Origin of the sequence: Rhizobium sp. GN54 (assembly GCF_021026345.1) — a bacterium.
Classification (GTDB): Bacteria; Pseudomonadota; Alphaproteobacteria; order Rhizobiales; family Rhizobiaceae; genus Mycoplana.
Genome location: NZ_JAJNCZ010000007.1, coordinates 149,578 through 173,915, shown reverse-complemented (window position 1 = coordinate 173,915; position 24,338 = coordinate 149,578). Strand labels below are relative to the sequence as shown.

The following is a 24,338-nucleotide window of genomic DNA, read 5'->3' as shown; positions in this document are numbered from 1 at the left end:
GGCGAAATGCCTCCCGTCATCCGGAAAGAAGAATGCCTCAGGCCCGCGTGTCGCGCGCGACATTGGCGATCATCATGCGCATGTATTCCAGCAGGAGCTCCCGCTCGAACCGCCGGAAGCCCTTGAACAGCTCGGCTTCGGCATGCTCGGCTGCGGCAAGGGCGTCGGCGCGCAGCGCCCGCCCGTGTTCGCTCAGATGCACCAGCTGGGCGCGCCTGTCGGTCGGATGCGGCGAGCGCGTGATCAGTCCGTCCCGTTCCATGCGCGAAAGCGTGTTGGCCATCGTGGCCTGCTCGATATCGAGGCGATCGAGGAGCTGGCGCTGCGTCAGCCCGTCGCAGGACCACAGTTCCAGCAGCACAGGCAGCTGACCGGGCGCAAAGCCGGACTGCTTCGCGCGGGCCTGAAAGGCGCGCGTGGCCTCTTTCGCCAGCAAGCCGGCGAGGTAAGCGGCCGATTCCCTCCGATCGAACACCATGCGCAGACAGTAGGCCGGAATTCGATTCCAGACAATCGGTTGAGGTCTTCGTGGGAAGGTACGGGAAATCGGGGGGCAGACATGTGAAGGGCCGCTTCGGACGGGAGGTACGTTCGAAGCGGCCCTTGCAAATTGTGGACAAAGGCCCGGAGAGGGGGATAAGGCCTTTGTCCTCTGGTCTGGCGCGGCGGGGGACAGGCCGGGATGCCAGACCACGGCTTGATCAGGTGCCGATGAGTGTCATTTGGGCCCCGGAATGTGGCTTTTCAAGGGATATGCGCGGTGCCGGAAATTACAAATTGGTAACGTTTGTGTGAGCCTCCAAAGCGGTTTGGCCGGAGTTGCCACGAACGCAAAGGACGATGGACGCGGGCACCTGCGCACGCTATCCCTAGCGCCATGAAAAATGGTGATCATCTCTTCCTCGTCGACGGCTCGGGCTTCATCTTCCGCGCCTTTCACGCGATCCCGCCGCTGAACCGCAAGTCGGACGGCTTGCCGGTCAACGCCGTCTCCGGTTTCTGCAACATGCTGTGGAAGCTCCTGAAGGATGCGCGCAACACGGACGTCGGCGTCACGCCCACCCATTTCGCCGTCATCTTCGACTATTCCTCGAAGACCTTCCGCAACGAGCTCTACGATCAGTACAAGGCGAACCGGACGGCCCCGCCCGAGGACCTGATCCCGCAGTTCGGGCTGATCCGCCATGCGACGCGGGCCTTCAACCTGCCCTGCATCGAAAAGGAAGGCTTCGAGGCCGACGACCTGATCGCCACCTATGCCCGGCTTGCCGAGGCGGCCGGGGCCGACGTCACCATCGTCTCCTCCGACAAGGACCTGATGCAGCTCGTCACCTCGAAGGTGTCGATGTACGACAGCATGAAGGACAAGCAGATCGCGGTCCCCGAGGTGGTCGAGAAATGGGGCGTGACCCCGGACAAGATGATCGACCTGCAGGCGATGACCGGGGATTCGACCGACAACGTCCCGGGCATCCCGGGCATCGGCCCCAAGACCGCCGCCCAGCTTCTGGAGGAATACGGCGATCTCGATACGCTGCTCGCCCGGGCCGAGGAGATCAAGCAGCAGAAGCGCCGCGAGAACATCATCGCAAACCGCGCCCAGGCGCTGCTATCGCGCCAGCTCGTGACGCTGAAGACGGACACCCCGCTCGACGTGCCGCTCGAGGACCTGGTGCTGGAGACGCAGGACGGTCCCAGGCTGATCGCCTTCCTCAAGGCGATGGAGTTCACCACGCTGACGCGGCGGGTCGCCGAGGCCTGCGACTGCGACGCCTCTGCAATCGAGCCGGCCACCGTCCCGGTGGAATGGGGCGCCGATGCCCGCGGCCCCGATCTCGACAAGGGCGAGGGGACCGGCCCGGAGACCGTAGGCACGCCCGGCGAGAGCGCTGCCGAGGCCGCCGAGACGCTGCTTCCGACCGCGTCAGTGGACGGCCACGAGCCTGTGCAACTGGCGCGGACGCGCGCCGCCGGCTTCTCCGGCCAGCCGATCGACCATTCCGCCTATGTGACGATCCGCGACCTCGCCACGCTCGACCGCTGGATCGCCGATGCGCACGAGACCGGTCTCGTCGGCTTCGACACCGAGACGACCTCGCTCGACGCGATGCAGGCCGAGCTCTGCGGTTTCTCGCTTGCGATCGCCGACAATGCCCGGGATCCGTCCGGCGTCTCGATCCGCGCGGCCTATGTGCCGCTGCTGCACAAGTCCGGCATCGGTGATCTGCTCGGCGGCGGACTGGTCGAGGGGCAGATCCCCATGCGCGACGCGCTGTCGCGGCTGAAGGCCCTGCTGGAGGATGCCTCGGTCCTGAAGGTGGCGCAGAACCTGAAATACGACTACCTGGTGATGAAGCGGCACGGCATCACGATGCAGGGCTTCGACGACACCATGCTGATGTCCTATGCCCTCGACGCCGGCGCCGGCACGCATGGCATGGATTCGCTCTCCGAGCGCTGGCTCGGCCACAAGCCGATCGCCTACAAGGATGTCGCCGGCAGCGGCAAGGGTGCCCAGACCTTCGACATGGTCGACATCGACCGGGCGACGGCCTATGCGGCGGAAGATGCCGACGTGACGCTGCGCCTCTGGCACGTGCTCAAGCCGCGGCTCGCCGCCGAGAAGATGACGACCGTCTACGAACGCCTGGAGCGGCCGCTGGTGCCGGTGCTCGCGCGCATGGAGGAGCGGGGCATCACCATCGACCGCCAGATCCTGTCGCGCCTGTCGGGAGAGCTGGCGCAGGGTGCGGCCGTGCTCGAGGACGAGATCTATGAACTCGCCGGAGAGCGCTTCACCATCGGCTCGCCGAAGCAATTGGGCGATATCCTGTTCGGCAAGATGGGCCTGGCCGGTGGATCCAAGACGAAGACGGGGCAATGGTCGACCTCGGCGCAGGTGCTGGAGGACCTCGCCGCCCAGGGCGTGCCGCTGGCGCGCAAGATCGTTGATTGGCGCCAACTGACCAAGCTGAAGTCCACCTATACCGATGCGCTGCCGGGCTTCGTCCATCCCGAGACGAAGCGAGTGCACACGTCCTACGCGCTGGCCGCGACGACGACCGGGCGCCTGTCCTCGTCCGACCCGAACCTGCAGAACATTCCGGTTCGCAACGCCGAAGGCCGCAAGATCCGCACCGCCTTCATCGCCACGCCCGGTCACAAGCTCGTCTCGGCCGACTACAGCCAGATCGAGCTGCGCGTGCTGGCGCATGTGGCGGAGATCCCGCAGCTGAAGCAGGCCTTCGCCGACGGCATCGACATCCATGCGATGACGGCGTCCGAGATGTTCGGCGTGCCGGTCGACGGCATGCCCGCCGAGGTCCGCCGTCGCGCCAAGGCGATCAACTTCGGCATCATCTACGGCATCTCCGCCTTCGGCCTTGCCAACCAGCTGTCGATCGAGCGCTCCGAGGCCGGCGACTACATCAAGCGCTATTTCGAGCGCTTTCCCGGTATCAAGGACTACATGGACCAGACCAAGGCCTTCGCCCGCGAGCACGGCTATGTCGAGACCATCTTCGGCCGCCGCGCGCATTACCCCGAGATCCGCTCGTCCAACCCCTCGGTCCGCGCCTTCAACGAACGGGCGGCGATCAATGCGCCGATCCAGGGCTCGGCCGCCGACATCATCCGCCGCGCCATGGTCAAGATGGAGCCGGCGCTCACAGACAACGGCCTGTCGGCCCGCATGCTGCTGCAGGTGCACGACGAGCTCGTCTTCGAGGTCGAGGATGCGGAGGTCGAGCGTGCCATTCCCGTCATCGTCGCGGTGATGGAGGACGCGTCGATGCCGGCGCTGCCGATGAGGGTGCCGTTGAAGGTGGACGCGCGCGCCGCCCTCAACTGGGACGAGGCGCATTGAGCGGTTCCGCATCCGGCCGCGCGCCCGTTGCGGGACCGTTTACCACGTGCCGACGTTTCGCGCCGATACCGGCCCCGCAAAGGCAACCTTAACCCGGCCTTAATCGCTTGCTGCGCTTCTGCGGGAGGCTTGGGGGCGCGTGTCATCGACTGGGCGCCCGGAAATTGCGGATGACCCGCAATGCGATGCGGCACGGATGACGGCATGGACGCATTTCTGCAAGGCAGTCTTTCCATCGATGCCGACAGGCGCGCGCCGCTCGCCGTGCAGGTCGTGCGCCAGTTCCCGCCGAGCCGCGGCGGACTGGAGGACGTCGTCGCCAACCTGTCGCGCCAGCTTTGCGCGCGTGGCTATCGCGTCCGCGTGGTGACGCTCGATCGCCTCTTTACCGCCCCCGACCGCAAGTTGCCCGCGCGCGAGATCGTCGACGGCATCGAGGTGATCCGGATCCCGTTTTCGGGCAGCACCCGCTATCCCTTCGCGCCGGGCGTGTTCCGGCACCTGAAGGATGCCGACCTCGTGCACGTCCATGCGATCGACTTCTTCTTCGATGCGCTCGCCTGGGGCAAGGCCCTGCATGGAAAGCCGCTCGTCGCCACCACCCATGGCGGTTTCTTCCATACCGAGCGGCACAAGGCGCTCAAGCTCGTCTGGTTCAACGTGACGACGCGCCTTTCGGCGCTCGCCTACCGCCGGCTGATCGCCTGCAGCGCGCAGGATGCCCGCCTGTTCCGCAAGGTCGCCGGCCGCCGCGTCGTCGAGGTCGACAATGGCGCCGATATCGCCAAGTTCCGTGACGCGGGCGCGACGAAGCCGCTTCGCCGCATCGTCACGATCGGACGCTTCTCCTCCAACAAGCGGCTCGACCGTCTGTTCGATGCCCTGTCGCGCCTCGTCGTGCACGAGCCGGACTGGCGGCTATCGGTGGTGGGCGTGCCGGGCGAACTGGACGAGGCAGCCCTGCGGCGGATGATCGGCCAGCGGGCGCTCGAAGACCATATCGACGTGCATGTCGGCCTGTCGAACGAACAGGTCCGCGACCTGGTGTCCGGATGCTCGCTGTTTGCCTCCGCTTCGGAATATGAGGGCTTCGGCCTCGTTGCCGTCGAGGCGATGAGCGCGGGCCTCCTGCCCCTGCTGCATCCGAACCAGGCCTATCGCGACCTCGCCGCCAAGCATCCCGAGGTCCGCCTTTGCGACTTCGAGGACGCGGAGACGGCAGCCGGGACGATCCACGCGGCGTTTTTGGCACTTGCCCGCGACGTCCCCGCCTACCGGGCAAGGGCGATGCGCGCGGCGGAAGGCTACTCCTGGGATCATGTGGCCCGGCGCTATGCCGCGATCTATACTGAAGTTCTGGGAGGCGTCGCTCCGCCCGAATGGGGCCCGGCAGCGGCAAAGGGCGGTGAAGGCAATGAAGTCGCAGCCAATGGCTGAAAGCCGGCATATGCGAAATCCGGGAGCAGGCAGATGAGACGCAGGGCGATGCGGATCGGCGGGCTCGCGCTGGCGCTGGTCCTTCCGTTGGATGCGTCCGCCGCCTGCCTGCGCGGCGTCAACCTTGCCGGGGCCGAGTTCGGCGATCCGCCGGGCGTCTACGGCAAGGACTACATCTATCCGAGCGACGAGACGATCCGGTATTTTGCCGGCAAGGGGTTCAACGGCGCGCGGTTGCCCTTCCGCTGGGAACGGCTTCAGCCGAGGCTCGGCCGGGCGTTTGCGATGGGCGAGCGCCGGCGCCTCGTCGACACTGTCAAGCGCCTGAAGGCGGCGGGTTTCACGGTGGTCCTCGATCCGCATAACTATGCCTATCACGGCGGTCGCCAGATCGGCTCCACCGAGGTCCCCGTCGAGGCCTTTGCCGACTTCTGGCGACGGCTTGCCACCGAGTTCGCAAACGATCCGGCGGTGCAGTTCGGCCTGATGAACGAACCGCACGACATTCCGGCCGACCGATGGCTGGTCGCCGCCAACGCCGCCATCGCCGCCATCCGCAGCGCGGGGGCCGAAAATCTCGTCTACGTTCCCGGAACGATCTGGACCGGCGCCCACAGCTGGGAGAGCGATCGCCCCGGCGGCTCGAACGCCAGTGTGATGCTGGGCATCGAGGATCCGGCGAAGAACTACGCCTACGAGGTCCACCAGTACCTGGACGAGGACTTCTCCGGCACGCACGAGACCTGCGAGGGCGCGGCGCAAGCCGTGGCGGCACTCGAACGCTTCACGGTCTGGCTGCGCGAGAACGGCAAGCGTGGCTTCTTGGGTGAGTTCGGCGCACCGGCCACGAGCGAATGCCTGACGGCCCTTTCGCGCATGACCGCCGTCGTCGACGGCGCCCCGGACGTATGGACCGGCTGGACCTACTGGGCGGCGGGCGACTGGTGGCCGCAGACCGAGGCGCTCAACATCCAGCCGACCAGCGAGGGCGACCGGCCGCAGCTGCGCGCCCTCGAATATGGCGGCAGCATCCCGGCCCCGAAGGCGGCCTGCCCGGCGCTCGGCGAGACCGGGTAAGGAAACTCATGCCCTGCGTGGCATGGCGGCGGCAGCCGGCCGTTGCGGAGCGGCCGTTTGCCGGCACGCCCCGGCGGTGCCGACCAGGAACCACATCAGGGCGGCCGTCTTGATCGAATAGAACGAATCGCTGATCAGCATCAGAAGCAGCAGATAGACGATCATCATCGAGTGGAAGCGCCAGGCCCGCGCTTCCTTCAGCGGCGCATGCACGAGCATCGTCCACAACCCGATGAAGCCGAAGATCCCGAAAGCGGTCAGCGAGTAGGAGATGCCGGAATCGGCGGTAAACGCGTCGGTCGTCTCCGAGCCCAGCACCACGCCGAGGTCGAGCTGCGTCAGGATATGCGCGGTCACGGCGAACCGTCCGGCGAGGTCGTTCGGCCCCCCGCCGGAAACCGAGGTGATACCGTAGATCGACAGCACCGCGAGCAGGAAGAACGGCAGGACGACCCAGACCAGCCGCGGCAGGAAGGAATAGACGGGATAGAGCAGCGTGATCAGCACGCAGCTGTAGAGCCCGAAGCGCGCATCGGCCAGCGCGATCACCGTGAAGGCGAGCGCAAAGACCAGCCAGCGGCCGGGGAAGGCGCGGCCGCGATAGAGCGCCCAGGAATAGATGATCACGGCGAAATTGCCCATCGACACCGGCTCCAGGAAGACGGAGGAGACGCGGTGCTGGCCGAGGAAGGGCAGGATCGTCCGCGCCTCGGGGCGCTGGCCGGAAATGAACAGGCCCTTGGTCTGCCCGAACACCTGGTCGAGTGTCACGGTGCCGCGCGCCAGATAGTAGCCGATGACGTTGAAGTATTCGAGGAAGGTCTCCAGGAAGAGATACTCGAACAGCCCGAAGCCGACGACGATCAGGCCGCTGGCCGTCACCAGCCTGTCGGCGAGCCTCGCGTCCGCGATGCGCACGGCCATGAAGTAGAAGGTCAGCGGGATGAGGATGTCGCGGACTGCCTTGGGATTCACCTGCCCGCGCAGCATGAACAGGAACATCATGTAGCTGACGAACAGGCCGAGGATCACATAGAGCGTCGACTTTCGCGTCATGGCCGCGAGGAAGGCGCAGCCGACGATCACGAGTTCCGACATGATGACATGGCGGTCGGCCATGCCCATGAAACGGGTGTTGACCAGGCAGAGGAGCGCATTGAACACGAGGCCGCCGATCACCGTCACGATCGCGGCGATGCGCACCGGGTCGATTTTGGCCGGCGTGCCGGCTTCGTGGTGCGCCTGCGGGATGTTGTGGCTTCGTCGGTTGCTGAAGCCCGTCCCGGTGCCGATCGATTCCGTGCGGGCCATCTCGGCGTCTCCTAAGGCGCCCGGTGGGTCAGAAGGACGTTTCCGAGGATCTTGTCGCGCCAGGGGCCGATTTCCGCCATCAGCGTGTCGAGGGCATCGCCACCCGTCGCACCAATGGTCGAGACGACGATGACGGCGTCGGTATGCTTCATGACGGTGGGGATGACCGTTTCTGCCGGCGTGCCGCTGCAGTCGATGACGGCGAAGTCAACGGGTTCGGTCCGCGGCGCGGTGCTGACGCGGGAGGACCCGAGTGCTGCGATCCGTCTCAGGCCGCCGGCGCCGATGCGTTCGAAGTGCAGGACGTCCTCCAGCGCATGGTCGCGTGGCAAGGCGGCGTCGAGGCGGATCTTGACGCTCCAGGAGGATCGCGCGGCCGAATGATCCCTGTGGCGGAGTTCGCCGTTGCAGAAGAGCACGATCTCGCCGGCGACATGCAACTCGCGCGCCACGTCCGCGGCAACCCCGTCGCGGCCGCTGCCGTCGGCAGACAAAAATGCGATGGTGGCGGAGTGGCTGGCGCCGAATTCCGCCTCGAGCAACTGGCCGAGCCTGCGGATCCCCGCCTCCCGCGGCAGGGCTTCCGGGACCGGCGGCCGTGCAAACGGCAGCCGCTGCGCGAAACGGTCCAGGCGGCCGGGTGGCGGTGGCGCGTCGCCGGCCATGATGGCAAGCATCGGCGCACCGGTCTTGGCAACGAGGCTCCGCTCCATGCGCTTGGTGCCGCCCAGGAGTTCGCGCAGCACCGCAAGGGCGGCGCCTGCGGCAGATCCGAACAGGACCGCGGCGATCAGGACCAGAAGCTTCGGCGCCTGCACCGCCTTGTCGGACGGCACGGCTTCGGAGATGACGCGGGAATTGCCGTTGCCGAGATCCTGCTGGCGGCTCAGTTCCTCGGCGCGGGTCAGGAATGCCTTGTAGACCGCATCGATGGCCGCAGCCTCGCTGGTCAGCTGGACCAGCTGGAAGCGGAGCTTGCCGTTGTCCTTGCTCGAGGCCGCCTGATCGTCGAAGCGCTTTTCCAGCGAGGCGAGGTTGGCCCGGCTGCGCTCGTAGGTATTGGCCGACAACTGGCGTATGCGCTCGAGCTCGATCTCGATGGCGTTGCGGATGCTGGCGATCTGCGAGCGGATCGCCCGCATTTGCGGATGGTCGTTGCCGAGATTGGCTGCCAGTTCCGCCTGGCGGTCGAGCGCCTGCGAATAGCGGCTGCGCAGCCCGGAGAGCGCGCCGGAATTCAGCGTTTCGGGAATGGCGCCGGCCTCGACATTGGAGACGTTGAGCTGGCGTGCCTGTTCGTAGGCCGTCTTCAGCTGCTCCACCTGCTGGCGCGCTGTCAGCAACTGCTGGTTCAGGCCGGCGAGCTGCTGGTCGGTGATCAGTCCCTGGTCGCCCGCGCTGATCATGCCGTTTTCGGCCCGGAAGTCCTCCACCGCCTCCTGGGCGTCGAGCACCCGCTGGCGCAGCTCTTCGGCCTGCTCGGCGATCGTGCGGGTGGTCTTCAGGCTGACGTCCAGGCGCGCCTTGTCGGCAACTGCGAGGTAGCTTTCGGCAATGGCATTGGCGATCTTCGCGGCCATCTCGCTGTTGCCGTGCTTGACGGTGATGGTGAAGACGAAGCTGTCGCCGTTGCGCGCGACGCTCAGGTTCTCCAGCAGGGCATTGATGACGCCGTCGACTGTCGCCGCGTCGGTCTTCGGTCGGCCCAGCAGCTTCGACAGCAGGCCGCCGCCGTTGAAATAGGGGTCGTTTGTGAGGTCCAGCCTGGTCACGACGTCGCGCAGCACGTCGCGGGACTGGATCAGGTAGATCTGGCTGCCGATCACCTGCTGCGTGTTGAGCGACCCGCCGGTATCGGTGCCGACGACGGGCCCGGCGCCGATATCGACGAAGATCTCGGCGGTCGAGCGATAGAACGGCTTCTGGGTGAGGACGAAGCCCATGCCCAGCAGCGCGCACACCACCGCGGCGAGGATCACGTAGTGGATCCTCTTCCTCACGATGCCCGGCAGCTGAAAAATGTCGATGTCCATCACATGCCCGATCGCCCGTCCCTGTTGCGGTCCCTGTCGCAATCCTGGGGACGCGGCCGAATTTCGCAGCCTTCGCTGCCGTCAGACCACACGGCGGTTCCCGGGGACCGTCCCGCAACCTCTCAGATTATGGTTAACAACCTCTCAACCTGTCGTCGGAAATGCCGGGATAGGGCGACGACGGAAATATTAAACATGCTGAAAATATGATGTTTTTCGGAACGGGCGACCGCGCAGCGTCAGCGCATGGGGCGGTACGGGTACTTGGCCGCCTTCATGGATTCTTATCCATGTCCCTTCAAGCGTTCTTATCTCTCCTCATGTATGCCTCTGGTTGAACAAGATCGGAACGGGCGGCATCGCCGGCCGACAGAAAGATGAACGCGGGAGAATGTCGCCATGAAGCAGAAAATCCGTGAGTTGCTCGCCAGGCATGGCGGCCTGCCGGTCGCAGTCGATAAGATCGCCGACGACCAGGACCTCTACGCGGCCGGCCTGTCGTCCTTCGCATCCGTCCAGATCATGCTGGCGATCGAGGAAGCCTTCGACCTGGAGTTTCCGGACAATCTGCTCAACCGCAAGTCGTTCCAGAGCATCGCGGCCATCACCCGCACGGTCGAAAGCCTGACCGGCACTGCGGAGGCTGCCGAATGAACATGTCCACCGGGGCAGGTCTGGCGGAAAGAGCCGCCCGCGTTGCCGCCGTGGCCGAGGCGCACGCCGACGATGTCGACGTCAAGGGGCGCTTCCCGCAGGAAGCGGTGGACGCCATGCGCGCCGAACGCCTGCTGTCCATCCAGATCGTCACGGAGCTCGGCGGCGAAGGGGCGAGCATTGCCGAAATCGCCGAGGTCTGCTCCATTCTGGGCCAGTCCTGCTCTGCCGCGGCCATGGTTTTCGCCATGCACCAGATCAAGGCGTCGAGCCTCGTCTCGCATGGCACCGATGCCGCCTGGCACCGCACCTTCATGCGCCGCATCGCCGACGAACAGCTGCTTCTGGCTTCCGCCACGACGGAAGGCGGCATCGGCGGCAACCTGCGCAACAGCATCTGCGCCATCGCGGTCGAGGGCGACCGCTGCCGGCTTGAGAAGGATGCGACCGTCATTTCCTACGGCGCCAACGCGGATGCGATCCTGATTACCTCGCGCAGCCACGCCGAGGCCGCCTCCACCGACCAGGTCATGACCGTATTCACGAAGGATCAATACACGCTGGAGCGCACCCATGTCTGGGATACGCTCGGCATGCGCGGCACCTGCTCCGACGGCTATCTGTTCAAGGCCGAGGCGCCGGCCGAGCAGATCCTGCCCAAGCCCTTCGCCGAGATCGCCGCCCAGTCGATGCTCGCCACCTCGCATCTTCTCTGGAGCGCCGTCTGGTACGGGATCGCCGCCAATGCGATGGCGCGTGCCCAGGCCTTCGTCCGCGCCGCGGCACGCAGGTCGCCGGGCCAGACGCCGCCCGGCGCCCTGCGCCTGGCCGAGGCGTCGAACCTGCTGCAACTGCTGAAGTCGAACGTGGTCGCCGGCCTGAACGAATTCGAGGTGGCGAAGGCGGATGCCGACCGGCTGTCCTCGATGGGCTTCGCCGTCGCCATGAACAATCTGAAGATCGGCTCGTCCGAGACGATCCTGACGATCATCAACCACGCCATGCTGATCTGCGGCATCATGGGCTACAAGAACGGTACGCCCTACAGCCTTGGCCGGCACCTGCGCGATGCGCATTCGGCCCAGCTGATGATCTCCAACGACCGCATTCTCGGCAACACGTCCAATCTCCTGCTTGTCCACAAGCAGGACACCAGTCTTCTGGGGTGAAGAACCATGGATATGCAGACCTCGTTTCTCGAACGCCTGTTCGATTCCGGCCTTCTGATCGACACCGGCGTTGAAGGGCTCTATGGCCGCAGCGGCCGGTTCGAGGACGTCATCCTCGCCTTCGAGCGCCTGATCGACCGTGTCGGCGGCGCCGACGGCGCGGAAGCCATGCGCTTCCCGCCGGGCATGAACCGCGCCTTCTTCGAAAAGAGCGGCTACATGAAGAGCTTCCCGCAGCTGGCCGGCACCGTCCATTCCTTCTGCGGCAACGAACTCGACCACATGAGCCTGCTGAAGTGCATGGAAGTGGGCGAGGAGGACTGGACGAAGGACCAGAAGGCAACCGATATCGTCCTGACGCCGGCCGCCTGCTACCCGCTCTATCCGACGGTTGCCAGACGCGGGGCGATCCCGGCAAAGGGCGCGCTCTACGACCTGCAGTCCTACTGTTTCCGCCACGAACCTTCGCAGGACCCGGCTCGCCAGCAGCTCTTCCGCATGCGCGAATATGTCTGCATGGGCACGGAGAAGCATGTCACCGATTTCCGCCAGTCCTGGATGGACCGCGGCGTGCAGATGATGAAGGAGGTCGGCCTCGAGGTGACGATCGATGTCGCCAACGATCCCTTCTTCGGCCGCGCCGGCAAGATGCTGGCCAACAACCAGCGCGACCAGAACCTGAAGTTCGAGCTCCTGATCCCGATCACCTCGGTCGCGAGACCCACGGCCTGCATGAGCTTCAACTATCATCAGGATGCGTTCGGCACGAAGTGGGGCCTGACCATGGAGGATGGCAGCGTGGCGCACACCGCCTGCGTCGGCTTCGGCCTGGAACGCATCGCGCTCGCTCTGTTCCACACCCACGGTCTCGACGTCGCCGACTGGCCGGAAAGCGTCCGCAAGACCCTCTGGGGCTGACCTTGGGCGTAGCTTCCGTCTTTCCCGGGCTTGATCCCGCCACCTACCGGCCGCACGCGCTGCACGATCACGAGCGCATGTGGCCGGAAACCAACTGCTATGTCGACCTGTGGATCGAGGTTCTGGGCGCGCAGGCGCTGCCGCCGGAGGCGATGCTGGGCTTCACGCTGACGCAGGATTTCGAGGGCGACCAGTTCACCTTCTTCAAGGTGCCGCTCGAGGACCTCGAAGTCCTCTACGGCATCCGCTGCACCGAGCTTGCGATCTATGACCGCGTCGAACGCCACGTCGCCGAACAGATCGGCCGTGGTCGCCTGTGCCTCGTCGAGATGGACAGTTTCTACATGCCCGACACGCGCGGCGTCGCCTACCGGCTGGAGCACGGCAAGACGACGGTGGCGATCAACCGGCTGGACCTTGGAAGCCGCACGCTCGACTACTTCCACAATGCCGGCTTCTTCCGGCTCGAAGGCGAGGATTTCGACGGCCTGTTCCAGCTTGATGCGCCGGCCGATGCGCTGCCGTTCCTGCCCTATACGGAATTCGCGAAGTTCCCCGCCGCGCGTCCGGCCGAGACCGACACGGCAAGGGCCGCCCGCCGCCTGTTGCGCTTCCATCTGCAGCGCCGGCCGGCGGACAATCCCGTCGCCGCCTTCGCCGCCGTCTTTCCCGGCCAGGTGGAGGCTGTCGCGGAGCGGCCCTTCGGCTTCTTCCACAAATATGCCTTCAACACGCTGCGCCAGCTCGGTGCCAATTTCGAACTTGCCGCCAGCCATCTCGACTGGATCGCCCCGGACGGCACGCTGACCGACGCCGCAGCGGCCGCGCGTCGCATCGCCGAGAACGCCAAGTCGGTGCAGTTCCAGCTCGCCCGCGCGGTCACCCGCAAGCGTTTCGAGCCTCTTGCGACCGCGCTCGACCCGGCAGTCTCGGCCTGGGACGAGATGATCGCCGTTCTCGAACGCCGCGTCGACTGAGGCCGGAGGGCGCATGAGCGAAGCGGCCGAAGGCGCGTCCCCGCAGATCGTGGACCTGGAGAAGGGCTGGAAGCTGTGCCTTGTCGCAGCCGGGGCGTGGTCCGATCCCTCCATGATCGGTCCCGATGTGGAAATGCTGGATGCGCCGGTGCCGGGCACGGTCGCGGGCGCGCTGGAACGCGCAGGACGCTTCGACCGCGACGATCCGATGCCGCTCGACGGCTATGATGCGTGGTACCTGCTCGAGCGCGTCGGCGAGACACCGGGTCCAGCCGTGCTTGCGCTGGAGGGCCTCGCGACGATCGCGGACGTCTACTGGAACGGCGAGCTCCGGCTTTCCTCCCGCTCGATGTTCGTGGCCCACGAGATCGACGTGCAGGTCACCGGCAGGGATCGTCTGGCGATCTGCTTCCGCGCGCTCGGGCCGCATCTCGAGCGACGCGGCCCGCGTGCTCGCTGGCGTCCGCAGATGATCGTTCCGCAAGGCGTCCGGCTCACCCGAACGACGCTGCTCGGCCGGATGCCGGGATGGTGTCCTTCCGTGCATGCGCTCGGTCCCTATCGCCCCGTCCGCCTCGTGCGGCCGCAGCCTGCCGAGCCAGCAGACATCCGCATGGCCGCGACGCTCGCGCCGGACGGCACCGGGCATCTGGCCGTATCGTTCCTGGCCGGCGACGGCGCCCGCCCCGCCCTTCTGCGCTGCGCCGGCGTCACGGCGGCCATGGAGCGCGGCGCCGATGGCCGGTGGCAGGGCAAGCTCGCCATCCCCGACGTTGCGGCCTGGTGGCCGCACACGCATGGCCGGCCGGTTCTGCACGGGGTCGAGGTCGAAATCGACGGCGAGAGCCATGCGCTCGGTCGCACCGGTTTCCGCCGCATCGATATCGATACCGGTGCGGACGGCCGCGGTTTCGCCCTGCGGGTGAACGGGGTCCCGGTCTTCTGCCGCGGCGCGGTCTGGACGAATGCCGACATCGTCGACCTGCCGGGCACGCGGGCGGCCTATGAACCGACCTTGAGGCTGGCCGCCGGCGCGGGCATGAACCTGCTGCGCATCGGCGGCACCATGGCCTATGAGAGCAATGCCTTCTTCGAGCTGTGCGACGAGCTCGGCATTCTCGTCTGGCAGGACGTCATGCTGGCGAACTTCGACTATCCGGCTGCAGACGGAGATTTCGTCGCCCTGCTGAAAACCGAGGTCGAACAGTTCCTGCAGCGCACGGCCGCTTCGCCAGCGCTGGCTGTTCTCTGCGGCGGCAGCGAGGTATTCCAGCAGGCGGCGATGCTCGGTCTGCCGGCCGAGGCCGGGAATGGGCCGCTGACGGATGCGGTCCTGCCCGAGATCGTCCGGGCGCTGCGCCCGGACGTCCCCTTTGTCCCCAACGCGCCCTTTGGCGGCGCCCTGCCGTTCTCCTCCAATGCGGGCGTCGCCCATTATTACGGCGTCGGCGCCTATTGCCGGCCGCTCGAGGATGCGCGCCGGGCCGGGGTGCGCTTTGCGGCCGAATCGCTGGCTTTCGCCAATGTCCCGGAGCAGGTGACGCTCGACGCGCATCTGCCCGTTCCCGCCGTGCACGACCCGCGCTGGAAATCCCGAATCCCGCGCGACCGCGGCGCCTCCTGGGATTTCGAGGACGTGCGCGAACACTATCTCGGCCTGCTCTACGATTGCGATCCTGCGCGCCTGCGACGCGAGGACCCGGCGCGCTACCTCGATATCTCCCGCGCGGTCAGCGGCGAGGTCATGGAGGCGACATATGCCGAGTGGCGGCGGCCGCAGTCGAGCTGCAACGGCGCGCTCGTCTGGACGCTCCAGGACCTCATGCCGGGCGCAGGCTGGGGCGTCGTCGATGCCACCGGCCTGCCGAAGCCGGCCTGGCACGCGCTGCGGCGCGCCTTCCGCCCGCTCCAGGTGCTGCTCTCCGACGAGGGCACCAACGGTCTCGACGTGCACGTGATCAACGAGACGGATCAAGGACGCGAACTGACCGTCGATCTCACCTGCCTGCGCGACGGCCGTCAGCCCGTCGTCACCGGGCGGCGCGCCCTGACGCTTGCGGCGCGCGGTGCCGCCACCTTCGCCGCCACCGATCTCTTCGGCGCCTTCTTCGACACGACCTATGCCTTCCGCTTCGGTCCGCCCGCCCATGACGTGACCATTGCGAGCCTGCGGGACGGTGACAGTCCGACGATCGTCGCTGAAGCCTTCCATTTCCCGCAGGGCCGTGCGCGTGCCCTTCATCCGGCAACGGCGACCGTCGCGCTGGAGGAGGCGGAGGGCGGCTGGCAACTGCGGATCGGGGCGGACCGGCTGCTGCAGTCTGTCCACATCGATTGCCCGGGCTTCCTGCCCTCGGACAACTGGTTCCATCTTTCTCCCGGCGGGGAACAGGTCATCCGGCTGGTCCGCACGGGCGCCGCGGAACGCCCCGGCGGAGAGCTGTCCGCCCTGAACCTGCCTGCTCCGGTTTCCTTTTGACCGAGAACGACCGCCTCTGTCGCAACGTTCCGCCCGCGTCGCTCAGTCGGCGGCGAGCGCCGCCTCGAGGATCCGCTGTTGCAGGAGAGCCCTGGCGGCGGGCGGCGACAGGTTGTGGTCGGCATCGGGGACGATCTCGACCGTGACATTCTTAAACGCGTTCATGCCGGATCCGTCGGCCCCGAAATAGGCGTGGTAGCGCTCCAGCCCCACGTCGGTATCGCTATAGATCAGCCGCACCGGCACGCGCCGTTCGGCGAGCGAGCGGAAGGCTGAAAGCACCGCCTGCCGCAGCCGGCCGTATTTCGACAGGCGCCCCAGTGGGCCCGGCGCCATCAGCGCGGCCCGACGGCCGAGTTGCTTGCCGATATTGGCTGCGGCACGCCGGAGATCGATCTGGCCGGAAGCCAGCCGACGCAAGGTGTCCAGCCGCAACGCCCGCTTGCGATAGTCGCCGAGCGAGCGCGGATTGTACCGCAGCGCTGCATCGACCTCTTCATCCCGGTCCCACACGAAGGTGAAGGGATTGACGGCGACGACGCTCCGGCAGCGCGGCTCGTCGATGGCGCTCTGGAAGGCGAGGTAGGCGCCGCTACATCGTCCGGCAAGGACGGCGGGCGTCAGCTGCCGCGCGGCCATCAGATCGAGGGCGGCGCGCACGTCGTCCTTCTGCCCCTCGGAAAAGAGCACCTGCCCCGCCGCACCGTCCACCGGCGGGCTGTCGCCGACATTGGCGGCGTCGAACCGGAGGGACGCAACGCCCTGCCGGGCGAGCAACCGGGCTGTGTCCACGGTCGAGCGCGCCCACCCGGCATGCCGGTCGTAGGCGGTGCCGAGCAGGATCACGGCGGCGCCGCGCCGCGGAACGGCCGGCCGGCAGTGGATGCCGGACAGTCGGCCGGCCGGCCCGAACCGCAACGGCTCTTCGGCAAAGCCGTCGCCTTCCAGAACGGCCGGGGACGGCGCAAGTTGCGGCCCGCACGCAGGCCCGGCCGCGGCCGCCAGCGTCACAACCCATTCAATGACGTGCTGCACGACCGTTTCGGGCTGGATGGCGAGCGTGGGGTTGGAGACGAGCTCGTCATAGCCGAGATAAGGCTTCCGGCAGACCGCGGCACCCAGCTCTTCCAGCCGTGCGGCGAGGGCCGCCTCATTGTCCCGGGTCGGCCGGTGCACCATCAGGATCGACCCGGCCGGCGCGGCATCGGTGGCCTGAAGGTTGATCGCACGCACTGCGGCTGCCACGTCCTCCGGCATGACGAGGCCCGCGACCGAGGTCTTCCCCGTCAGGCGCTGCTCCTCGGTCAGCCCGAGGCCGTCGTCCACCATCTTCGACCAGGCGGAAAGCTCGCGCAGATAGAAGCGCCCGCTGACCACCGGTGCCATCAGCACCGTTGCCTCGACCGCCCCGAGCTGCCGCCCGAAAAGGATCGAGAACGTCGCTCCCAGCCCGTGTCCGACAAGGATCAGCCGTCTCGCGCCGGAGAGCATGCGCAGTTCGGCGGCGGCGGCCCCGATCGCCTTTTGCCAGACCGGCAGGCCGCCGGAAAATTCCATCGGATCGAGCGAATCGCCCGTGCCGGGATAGTCGAAGCGCAGGCTCGCGATCCCGAGGCCGGCGAAGCCTTCGGCGAGCTCCCGCCAGAGCTTGCGTGTGCACATCTCCTCGAAGCCCCATGGGCTGAGGAAGAGCACGGCACAGTCGGACGGCGTCGTACCCGCCATCGGTGGCGTGAAGAGGCCGACGGTCCCGGCAAAGCAGACGGGCAGGGCGGCCGATCCGGGCGCCCAGGAGGCGCTTCCGGCGGCGTCCACCGCAAGGTCGTTCGTTCGCAGCATGGTCGTCGCTCCGCTGGCCGGCAGCCGTTATCCGTCACAGCCGCAACCGCCGGTCACGACCCCAGGGTGCAGACCCTAGCTTTCAACTCTTAAGATATCCTGCCGGACCTCGGTCTCAGGCCGCGCCGGCCGCCTTTCGCCAGCCGTCCCAGCGGCCGACCAGGATCTGCTGTGATCGCCGCGCCATCGCCGGGCGGCCGGTCAGCGCATAGATGCTCATTCCCGCGAGCGGCCGCAGGAGACGCGGCAGGAAACCGGAAAGACCGAAACCGTGCTTGCGCATCACATAGCCGAGACCGGCGCTGTAGCAGCGGATCTTGGCGATGTTCGCCGGAACGGTCTGGTCGGTCATGTCCTCGGGATGGTGGCCTGCGAGCATCGGATCGTACCGGCCGGCCAGGCCGCGCTCCAGCAGCGTCAGCACGAAATCCTGCACCTCGTAGGCGCCCCATGGCGTGCCCGAACCGGGCCCGATCTTCTCGTCGAACCCGCCCGCAGCCGTGAAGTCGTCCTTTCGCACCGTCAGCATCCATTCGATCAGCGTCGTCCAGACGTTGCCGCGCCGGATCCGCACCGGCTGGCTCTCGAACGTACCCATGATCGTCTGTCCCGCCGCATTGGTGGCGCGGCCGCAATGAAAGTCGGCGGGTGTGGCTTCGGTCACCTGCCGGTAGCGATCCAGCAGATCTTCCGGATACCAGCAATCGTCGTCCGGAAACATCAGCCATTCGCCGCGCGCCATGGAGGCGCCGAGGTTGCGGGCCCGGCAGACGCCCTTCCTCGGCGTCCTGACATGGACGATCTCCAAGCTTTCGGCATGCTGCGCGATCGGGCCCAGCACGCGGTCGTCGCTGTTCTGGTCGACGATGATGACCTCGAAGTCGGAGATCGTCTGTGCCGCGAGCGAGCCCAAAAGCCGCGCCAGTTCGTCCGAACGGCCGAGCGTGGCAACCACAAGCGAGAGACGGAATGATGGTTCGTTTGGCGACATAGCGTTCCTGGGGGTGGACCGGCCCCAACAGGCGGCGGATACGGCCGCGACATTGTCCCGATGAGGCGTTAAGGCCCGGTGAACGCAACCGGAGCGATTGCCGGGAACGGCTCGTATTCGACGGGCGGGCCTTGCCTTGGCGCCCGCTTCGGCATAGCTCTCTGGCGAAAGATCCGGATCCCGATGCCCCACAAGGTCACCCTTTTCAGTCTGAAGCTGCACGATTTTCGCAACTATGCGACCGTCGCGCTCGGGCTCGACAGTCGCCATGTCGTGCTGACCGGCGCGAATGGGGCCGGCAAGACGAACCTGATGGAGGCGGTCTCCTTCCTGACCCCCGGCCGCGGCCTCAGGCGCGCCTCCTATGCCGACGTTGCGCGCGAGGGCGCGCCGGCGGGCTTCAGCGTCTTCGCGGCGATCGACGGCATGCAGGGCGAGGTCGAGATCGGCACCGGCACGGAGGCGGGCGAGGAGGGCCAGTCGCGCCGTCTCAGGCTGAACGGGACCGCGGCCCGTTCGGTCGACGAGCTTCTGGACCATCTGCGCGTCGTCTGGCTGACGCCGTCCATGGACGGGCTCTTCACCGGCGCATCCTCCGACCGTCGCCGCTTTCTCGATCGCCTCGTCCTTTCGCTCGATCCCGAGCACGGGCGGCGGGCGGCGGACTTCGAAAAGGCCATGCGCGGCCGCAACCGGCTGCTCTCGGAGCCGCGGCCCGATGCGCGCTGGCTGGACGGGCTGGAGCTGCAGATGGCCGAGCTCGGCGTCGCCATGGCACTGGCGCGGCGCGAACTCGTGGGCCTCCTCGCCGACCTCGTCGAGGCGTCGCGCGACGAGGGACCGTTCCCCACTTCGACGATGGCGCTCACAGGCTTTCTCGACGACGTGCTCGATCGGCCGGCCTACGAGATCGAGGAGATCTACGCCGCCACCCTGCGCGACGGCCGTTTTCGCGACGCAGCCGCCGGCCGGACGCTGGACGGCCCGCATCGGGTCGACCTCATGATCCGGCACCGCGAGAAGGACATGGACGCGGCGCGCTGCTCGACCGGAGAGCAGAAGGCGCTCCTGGTCGGCATCGTCCTCGCCCATGCGGGGCTCGTCGCCGGCATGACGGGACATGCGCCCGTCCTGCTGCTGGACGAGATTTCCGCCCATCTCGACGAAGGCCGCAGGGCGGCGCTGTTCGATCGCGTGGATGCGCTCGGCGGCCAGGCCTTCATGACCGGGACCGATCGTGCCATGTTCGAAGCCCTCGGCGATCGCGCCCGCTTCCTGACGGTGGAAAACGGTACGATCGCCGGATAGGCAACTGGCGGAGATCGCGCGTGACGACCGAAGAACAACCCCTGGGACCCGACGAGATCGAGCGCTACCGGCGCCACATCGTGCTGGCCGAAATCGGCGGCGCGGGTCAGCAGAAGCTGAAGAATGCCGCCGTTCTGGTGATCGGCGCCGGCGGCCTTGGCGCGCCGGTCCTGCAATATCTCGCTGCCGCCGGCGTCGGGCATATCGGTATCGTCGACGACGACACCGTGTCGCTGTCGAACCTGCAGCGGCAGGTGATCCATGGCACCGGCGCCATCGGTCGCAGCAAGATCGAAAGTGCGGCTTCGGCGATCGCCGCGATCAATCCGCATGTCCGCGTGACGGGTTTCGACACGCGCTTCACCCTCGAGGCGGCCCCAGGCCTGCTCGCGGGCTTCGATCTCCTGATCGACGGCTCCGACAATTTCGAGACCCGCTATGCCGCAGCCGATGCGGCGGAGGCGGCACGCCTGCCGCTCGTCACCGGAGCGGTCGGCCGCTTCGACGGCTCGCTGACGGTGCTGAAGCCGTGGGAGACCGATGCGGACGGGCGGCAGAACCCCGGCTACCGCGATCTCTTCCCCGCGCCGCCGCCACCGGGCGTCGTCCCCTCCTGCGCCGAGGCCGGCATCGTCGGCGCCCTGACCGGCGTCGTCGGCACGTTGATTGCGATGGAAGCGATCAAGCTCGTCACCGGCGCCGGCAAACCGCTCGTCGGCCGGCTCATGCTCTATGACGGGCTGGCGGCGCGCTTCGAGGTGATGCGCTACCGGCGCCGCAGCCGTTAAACAGGTTGCTTCAGGTCCGGCCCGGCAGCACCCGGTCCGGCGGGCGATGACCGTCGAAGAAGGTGCGGATGTTGATGACGACCTTCTCGCCCATGTCGATCCGGCCCTCCAGGGTCGCAGAGCCCATGTGCGGCAGGAGCACCACCTTGCCTTCGGTCGCAAGCCTGACGAGCTTCGGGTTGACCGCCGGCTCGTGCTCGAACACGTCGAGCCCGGCGCCTGCGATCTTGCCTTCGCGCAGGGACTTGATCAGCGCCGCCTCGTCGATGATGCCGCCGCGCGCGGTGTTGACGATGTAGCTGGACGGCTGCATCAGCGCCAGCCGCCGGGCCGAAAGCAGGTGGTAGGTCGCCGGCGTCGAGGGGCAGTTGACCGAGACGATGTCGACGCGCGCCAGCATCTGGTCGAGGCTGTCCCAGTAGGTCGCCTCCAGCGCTTCCTCCGTCGCCGGGCTGACGCGGTGGCGGTTGTGGTAGTGGATGGAGAGCCCGAAGGCTTTGGCGCGGCGGGCCACCGCGGTGCCGATCCGGCCCATGCCGACGATGCCGAGCCGTTTGCCCCAGATGCGGTGGCCGAGCATCCATGTCGGCGACCAGCCCGCCCATTCGCCCTTGCGGTCGGTCAGGAGATGGGCGCCCTCGGCAAGCCGGCGCGGCACGGCGAGAATGAGCGCCATCGTCATGTCGGCCGTGTCCTCGGTCAGGACGTTCGGGGTGTTGGTGACGGTGATGCCGCGGCGCGCCGCAGCGTCGATGTCGATATGGTCGACGCCGTTCGAGAAGCTGGCGATGAGCTTCAGCTGCGGCCCGGCCTGTTCGATCAGGGCCGCGTCGATCCGGTCGGTCACGGTCGGCACCAGCACGTCATGCGTCTTGACCGCGGCGACGAGCTCCGGCTGCGTGCGCGGCGTGTCCTCGATGTTGAGCTCGGCGTCGAACAATTCGCGCATGCGCGTTTCCACCACGTCCGGCAGGCGGCGTGTCAGATAGACCTTCGGTTTTTTCTTGTTCGTCATGGTCCGATCGGCGTCCTGTTGACGGGTCCTTAACCAAGATAGGCAAGACTTGCTTCATCAAGGGCATTTTCTACCAGACCCCGTCGCGAAGACAATCCGCTCTGAAAGCCGGACTTGCGAATTGCCAGGTCCGACAGGGTCCGGTTGCCGGATGTCCGCAAGTTTTTGAGTGGAACACGTCATGCATCGCTTACCCATCCGCGTTTGCACCATAGCGCTTGCCGCCCTGACCTTGCTGGCTTCCCACGGCGTTCCCGCAGCCTTCGCGCAGGCGGCGAAGGGGCCGAGCGGGCTTCCGCTGCCGCGCTTCGTCAGCCTGAAGGCAAAGAGCGTCAATCTGCGCGTCGGCCCCAGCGTCGACTACGCGGTCGCCTGGCGCTACCTGAAATCCGGGGTGCCGGTCGAGATCATCCAGGAATACGACAACTGGCGGCGCGTCCGCGATGCCGACGGCACCGAAGGCTGGGTCAACCAGGCGCTTCTGTCCGGCGAGCGCACGGCGGTGACGGCACCCTGGATGCGCGGCAAGGGCGCTGACATCTACGTCAACATGCGCCGCGAGGCGCAGTCCTCCAGCACGATCGTCGCCAAGCTCGAACCCGGCGTCGTCGTCAAGGTCGGGGAATGCAACGGGGACTGGTGCCGCGCCGAGGTGGACGGCACCGAGGGCTGGGTGGCCCAGATCGAGATCTGGGGCGCCTATCCCGGCGAGGCCTTCAAGTAGGCGACGAGGTTCAGGCGAGCTCGGCCTCCGCCGCCGCTTCGGCGAGCGAGGCCATCGGGCGCGGCCCGATCTGCTCGATGACGATCCCGGCCGCGAGGCTGCCGAGCTTGCCGCAGTCTTCCAGCGAGCGCCCCTGTGTATAGCCGTGGAGAAACCCGGCCGCATAGAGGTCGCCGGCGCCGGTGGTGTCCACCACCCGCTCGACATGCGAGGCATGGACCCGGGTCCGCTCGCCCCCCTGCAGGATCACAGAACCTTCCTCGCTCATGGTGACGATGGCAAGGCGGCAGTCCCCGGCGATCATCTGAAGCGCGTGCTCGAAGTCCTCGGTCTCGTAAAGCGCCAGCGCCTCGGCCCGGTTGGCAAAGACGATGTCGACGGTGCCCGAGCGCATCAGCTCGAGGAATTCGTCGCGGTATCGATGGACGCAGAAGCTGTCCGACAGCGTCATCGACACCTCGCGGCCGTTCGCATGGGCGATGCGCGCGCAGGCACGGATCGCCTCCTTCGCCCGTGGCGGATCCCAGAGATAGCCTTCGAAATAGGTGACCTTGGAGGCGGCGACCACGGCCTCCTCGACGTCTTCCGGGCCGAGCTCGACGCAGGCGCCGAGATAGGTGTTCATCGAGCGCTCGCCGTCGGCGGTGACGAAGATCATCGAGCGCGCGGTCGGCGGAAAGCCGTCGAGCGGTCGGGTTGCGAAATGGACGCCCTGGGCGTGGATGTCGTGGGTGAAGATCTCGCCCAGCTGGTCCGTGGCGACCTTGCCGAAATAGGCCGCGCGTCCGCCGAAGCTGGCGATCCCGGCAGCCGTGTTGCCGGCGCTCCCGCCGGAGGCCTCGACAGCCGGACCCATCCGCGAATAGAGCAGCTCCGCGCGCTCGGCATCGATGAGGTTCATCGCGCCCTTGATGATGGCATTGTCGGTGAGGAAGCGTTCTTCGCAGCGGGCGATGATGTCGACGATGGCGTTGCCGACCGTCAGCACGTCGAATTGGGTCATGCGGTATCAGATCCGTCTCGTTGGGGGTAGAGCCGGGTACCGGTCATAGCGGATTTTCGACGGATTGTAAGGGGTGCCGCCCGATCGTCCGGCCGGGCGGCGCAATTCGCATCAGTCCTTGGCGCGCTCGACGTAGGAGCCGTCTTCGGTGGCGATGACGACGCGGGTACCGGCCTGGATGTGCGGCGGCACGAGCGTGCGGAGGCCGTTGGAAAGCATGGCCGGCTTGTAGGAGGAGGAGGCCGTCTGGCCCTTGACGACCGGTTCGGTCTCGGTGATCTCGAGGACCACGTTGCGCGGCAGGTCCAGCGCGATCGCGACGCCTTCGTGCGTCGACAGGATCACGGCCATGCCTTCCTGGAGATAGGCCTTGGCATCGCCGACGTCGTCGGCCGACATGGTCAGCTGGTCGTAGCTTTCCGGATTCATGAAGTGGAAGCCGTCGCCGTCCTCGTAGAGGAAGGTGTGCTCGCGGTCCTCGACATGGGCGCGCTCCACCTGTTCGGTGGTGCGGTAGCGCTCGGAGACCTTCACCCCGTCGGAGATGCGGCGCATGTCGACCTGCGTGACCGGCGTGCCCTTGCCCGGGTGGAAGTTCTGTGCCGTCAGAACCACGTAGAGTTTTCCGTCGACGTCGAGCACGTTGCCCTTGCGGACGGAAGAAGCGATGATCTTTGCCATAAGTCTTCCTTGTATCTGGAGCGACCGCGTCGTAGAGGACCCAGCAAGTGTCATCCCCGGGCCGCCGGA

General features: G+C 67.0%; 19 protein-coding genes. 11 read left to right on the top strand and 8 right to left on the bottom strand.

The features are described from left to right. Positions 1–37: 37 nt before the first annotated feature. Complete coding sequence (locus LQK81_RS18780) at positions 38–478, bottom strand: MarR family winged helix-turn-helix transcriptional regulator (protein WP_230807899.1); 441 nt, start codon at positions 476–478, stop codon at positions 38–40. A gap of 399 nt (positions 479–877) precedes the next feature. On the opposite strand from LQK81_RS18780, the gene polA reads away from it, so the two are divergent. From polA to LQK81_RS18765, 3 genes are all read left to right on the top strand, one after another. Then, positions 878–3,865 carry a DNA polymerase I gene (gene polA / locus LQK81_RS18775; RefSeq protein ID WP_230807898.1) on the top strand — a complete coding sequence of 996 codons (2,988 nt, stop codon included), beginning with the start codon at positions 878–880 and terminating at the stop codon, positions 3,863–3,865. 204 nt (positions 3,866–4,069) lie between these two features. Then, positions 4,070–5,302 (top strand): glycosyltransferase family 4 protein, encoded by a 1,233-nt coding sequence (locus LQK81_RS18770; protein ID WP_230807897.1) that lies wholly within the window; start codon positions 4,070–4,072, stop codon positions 5,300–5,302. 33 nt (positions 5,303–5,335) lie between these two features. Beyond that, complete coding sequence (locus LQK81_RS18765; RefSeq protein ID WP_230807896.1) at positions 5,336–6,379, top strand: glycoside hydrolase family 5 protein; 1,044 nt, start codon at positions 5,336–5,338, stop codon at positions 6,377–6,379. 6 nt (positions 6,380–6,385) lie between these two features. On the opposite strand, the gene LQK81_RS18760 is transcribed toward LQK81_RS18765, so the two are convergent. Together LQK81_RS18760 and LQK81_RS18755 are read right to left on the bottom strand one after the other, a co-directional pair. Next, the gene (locus LQK81_RS18760) at positions 6,386–7,690 is read right to left on the bottom strand and encodes a UDP-phosphate alpha N-acetylglucosaminyltransferase (RefSeq protein WP_230807895.1); all 1,305 of its coding nucleotides are present in this window, start codon (positions 7,688–7,690) and stop codon (positions 6,386–6,388) included. 11 nt (positions 7,691–7,701) lie between these two features. Further along, the gene (locus LQK81_RS18755; RefSeq protein WP_230807894.1) at positions 7,702–9,723 is read right to left on the bottom strand and encodes a GumC family protein; all 2,022 of its coding nucleotides are present in this window, start codon (positions 9,721–9,723) and stop codon (positions 7,702–7,704) included. Between the two features lie 399 nt (positions 9,724–10,122). Between LQK81_RS18755 and LQK81_RS18750 the strand changes: the two genes are divergently transcribed. The 5 genes from LQK81_RS18750 to LQK81_RS18730 are packed head-to-tail and all read left to right on the top strand — an operon-like array spanning position 10,123 to position 15,920. Then, positions 10,123–10,377 carry an acyl carrier protein gene (locus LQK81_RS18750; RefSeq protein WP_230807893.1) on the top strand — a complete coding sequence of 85 codons (255 nt, stop codon included), beginning with the start codon at positions 10,123–10,125 and terminating at the stop codon, positions 10,375–10,377. Next, positions 10,374–11,546 carry an acyl-CoA dehydrogenase family protein gene (locus LQK81_RS18745; protein ID WP_230807892.1) on the top strand — a complete coding sequence of 391 codons (1,173 nt, stop codon included), beginning with the start codon at positions 10,374–10,376 and terminating at the stop codon, positions 11,544–11,546. Before LQK81_RS18750 ends, LQK81_RS18745 begins: the two co-directional genes overlap by 4 nt. Before the next feature lie 6 nt (positions 11,547–11,552). Next, positions 11,553–12,464 carry an amino acid--[acyl-carrier-protein] ligase gene (locus tag LQK81_RS18740; protein ID WP_230807891.1) on the top strand — a complete coding sequence of 304 codons (912 nt, stop codon included), beginning with the start codon at positions 11,553–11,555 and terminating at the stop codon, positions 12,462–12,464. Beyond that, positions 12,461–13,441, top strand: coding sequence for a DUF1839 family protein (locus LQK81_RS18735; RefSeq protein ID WP_442967160.1), 981 nt, complete (start codon positions 12,461–12,463; stop codon positions 13,439–13,441). The genes LQK81_RS18740 and LQK81_RS18735 overlap by 4 nt, the downstream gene beginning before the upstream one ends. A 13-nt stretch (positions 13,442–13,454) precedes the next feature. Further along, positions 13,455–15,920 (top strand): glycosyl hydrolase 2 galactose-binding domain-containing protein, encoded by a 2,466-nt coding sequence (locus LQK81_RS18730; protein ID WP_230807890.1) that lies wholly within the window; start codon positions 13,455–13,457, stop codon positions 15,918–15,920. A gap of 42 nt (positions 15,921–15,962) precedes the next feature. Here the strand turns inward: LQK81_RS18730 and LQK81_RS18725 are convergent, their stop codons facing one another. Both LQK81_RS18725 and LQK81_RS18720 read right to left on the bottom strand, forming a co-directional pair. Then, positions 15,963–17,759, bottom strand: coding sequence for an alpha/beta hydrolase (locus LQK81_RS18725; RefSeq protein WP_230807889.1), 1,797 nt, complete (start codon positions 17,757–17,759; stop codon positions 15,963–15,965). 115 nt (positions 17,760–17,874) lie between these two features. Next, a complete protein-coding gene (locus tag LQK81_RS18720; protein ID WP_230807888.1) occupies positions 17,875–18,750 on the bottom strand; it encodes a glycosyltransferase family 2 protein in 876 nt (291 codons plus the stop codon). Positions 18,751–18,933: 183 nt separating this feature from the next. Here LQK81_RS18720 and recF point away from each other — a divergent pair, with 183 nt between their 5' ends. Further along, positions 18,934–20,058, top strand: coding sequence for a DNA replication/repair protein RecF (gene recF, locus LQK81_RS18715; protein WP_230807887.1), 1,125 nt, complete (start codon positions 18,934–18,936; stop codon positions 20,056–20,058). A gap of 20 nt (positions 20,059–20,078) precedes the next feature. Next, entirely contained in the window at positions 20,079–20,846 is a 768-nt protein-coding gene (gene moeB / locus LQK81_RS18710; RefSeq protein WP_230807886.1) for a molybdopterin-synthase adenylyltransferase MoeB, read from the top strand. Between the two features lie 10 nt (positions 20,847–20,856). On the opposite strand, the gene LQK81_RS18705 is transcribed toward moeB, so the two are convergent. Continuing rightward, positions 20,857–21,861 (bottom strand): 2-hydroxyacid dehydrogenase, encoded by a 1,005-nt coding sequence (locus LQK81_RS18705; protein ID WP_230807885.1) that lies wholly within the window; start codon positions 21,859–21,861, stop codon positions 20,857–20,859. A gap of 181 nt (positions 21,862–22,042) precedes the next feature. On the opposite strand from LQK81_RS18705, the gene LQK81_RS18700 reads away from it, so the two are divergent. Continuing rightward, the gene (locus LQK81_RS18700) at positions 22,043–22,585 is read left to right on the top strand and encodes an SH3 domain-containing protein (RefSeq protein ID WP_230807884.1); all 543 of its coding nucleotides are present in this window, start codon (positions 22,043–22,045) and stop codon (positions 22,583–22,585) included. Between the two features lie 10 nt (positions 22,586–22,595). Here the strand turns inward: LQK81_RS18700 and LQK81_RS18695 are convergent, their stop codons facing one another. Both LQK81_RS18695 and efp read right to left on the bottom strand, forming a co-directional pair. Further along, positions 22,596–23,588 carry an adenosine kinase gene (locus tag LQK81_RS18695; protein ID WP_230807883.1) on the bottom strand — a complete coding sequence of 331 codons (993 nt, stop codon included), beginning with the start codon at positions 23,586–23,588 and terminating at the stop codon, positions 22,596–22,598. Positions 23,589–23,699: 111 nt separating this feature from the next. Continuing rightward, complete coding sequence (gene efp, locus LQK81_RS18690) at positions 23,700–24,269, bottom strand: elongation factor P (RefSeq protein ID WP_230807882.1); 570 nt, start codon at positions 24,267–24,269, stop codon at positions 23,700–23,702. Positions 24,270–24,338 lie beyond the last annotated feature (69 nt).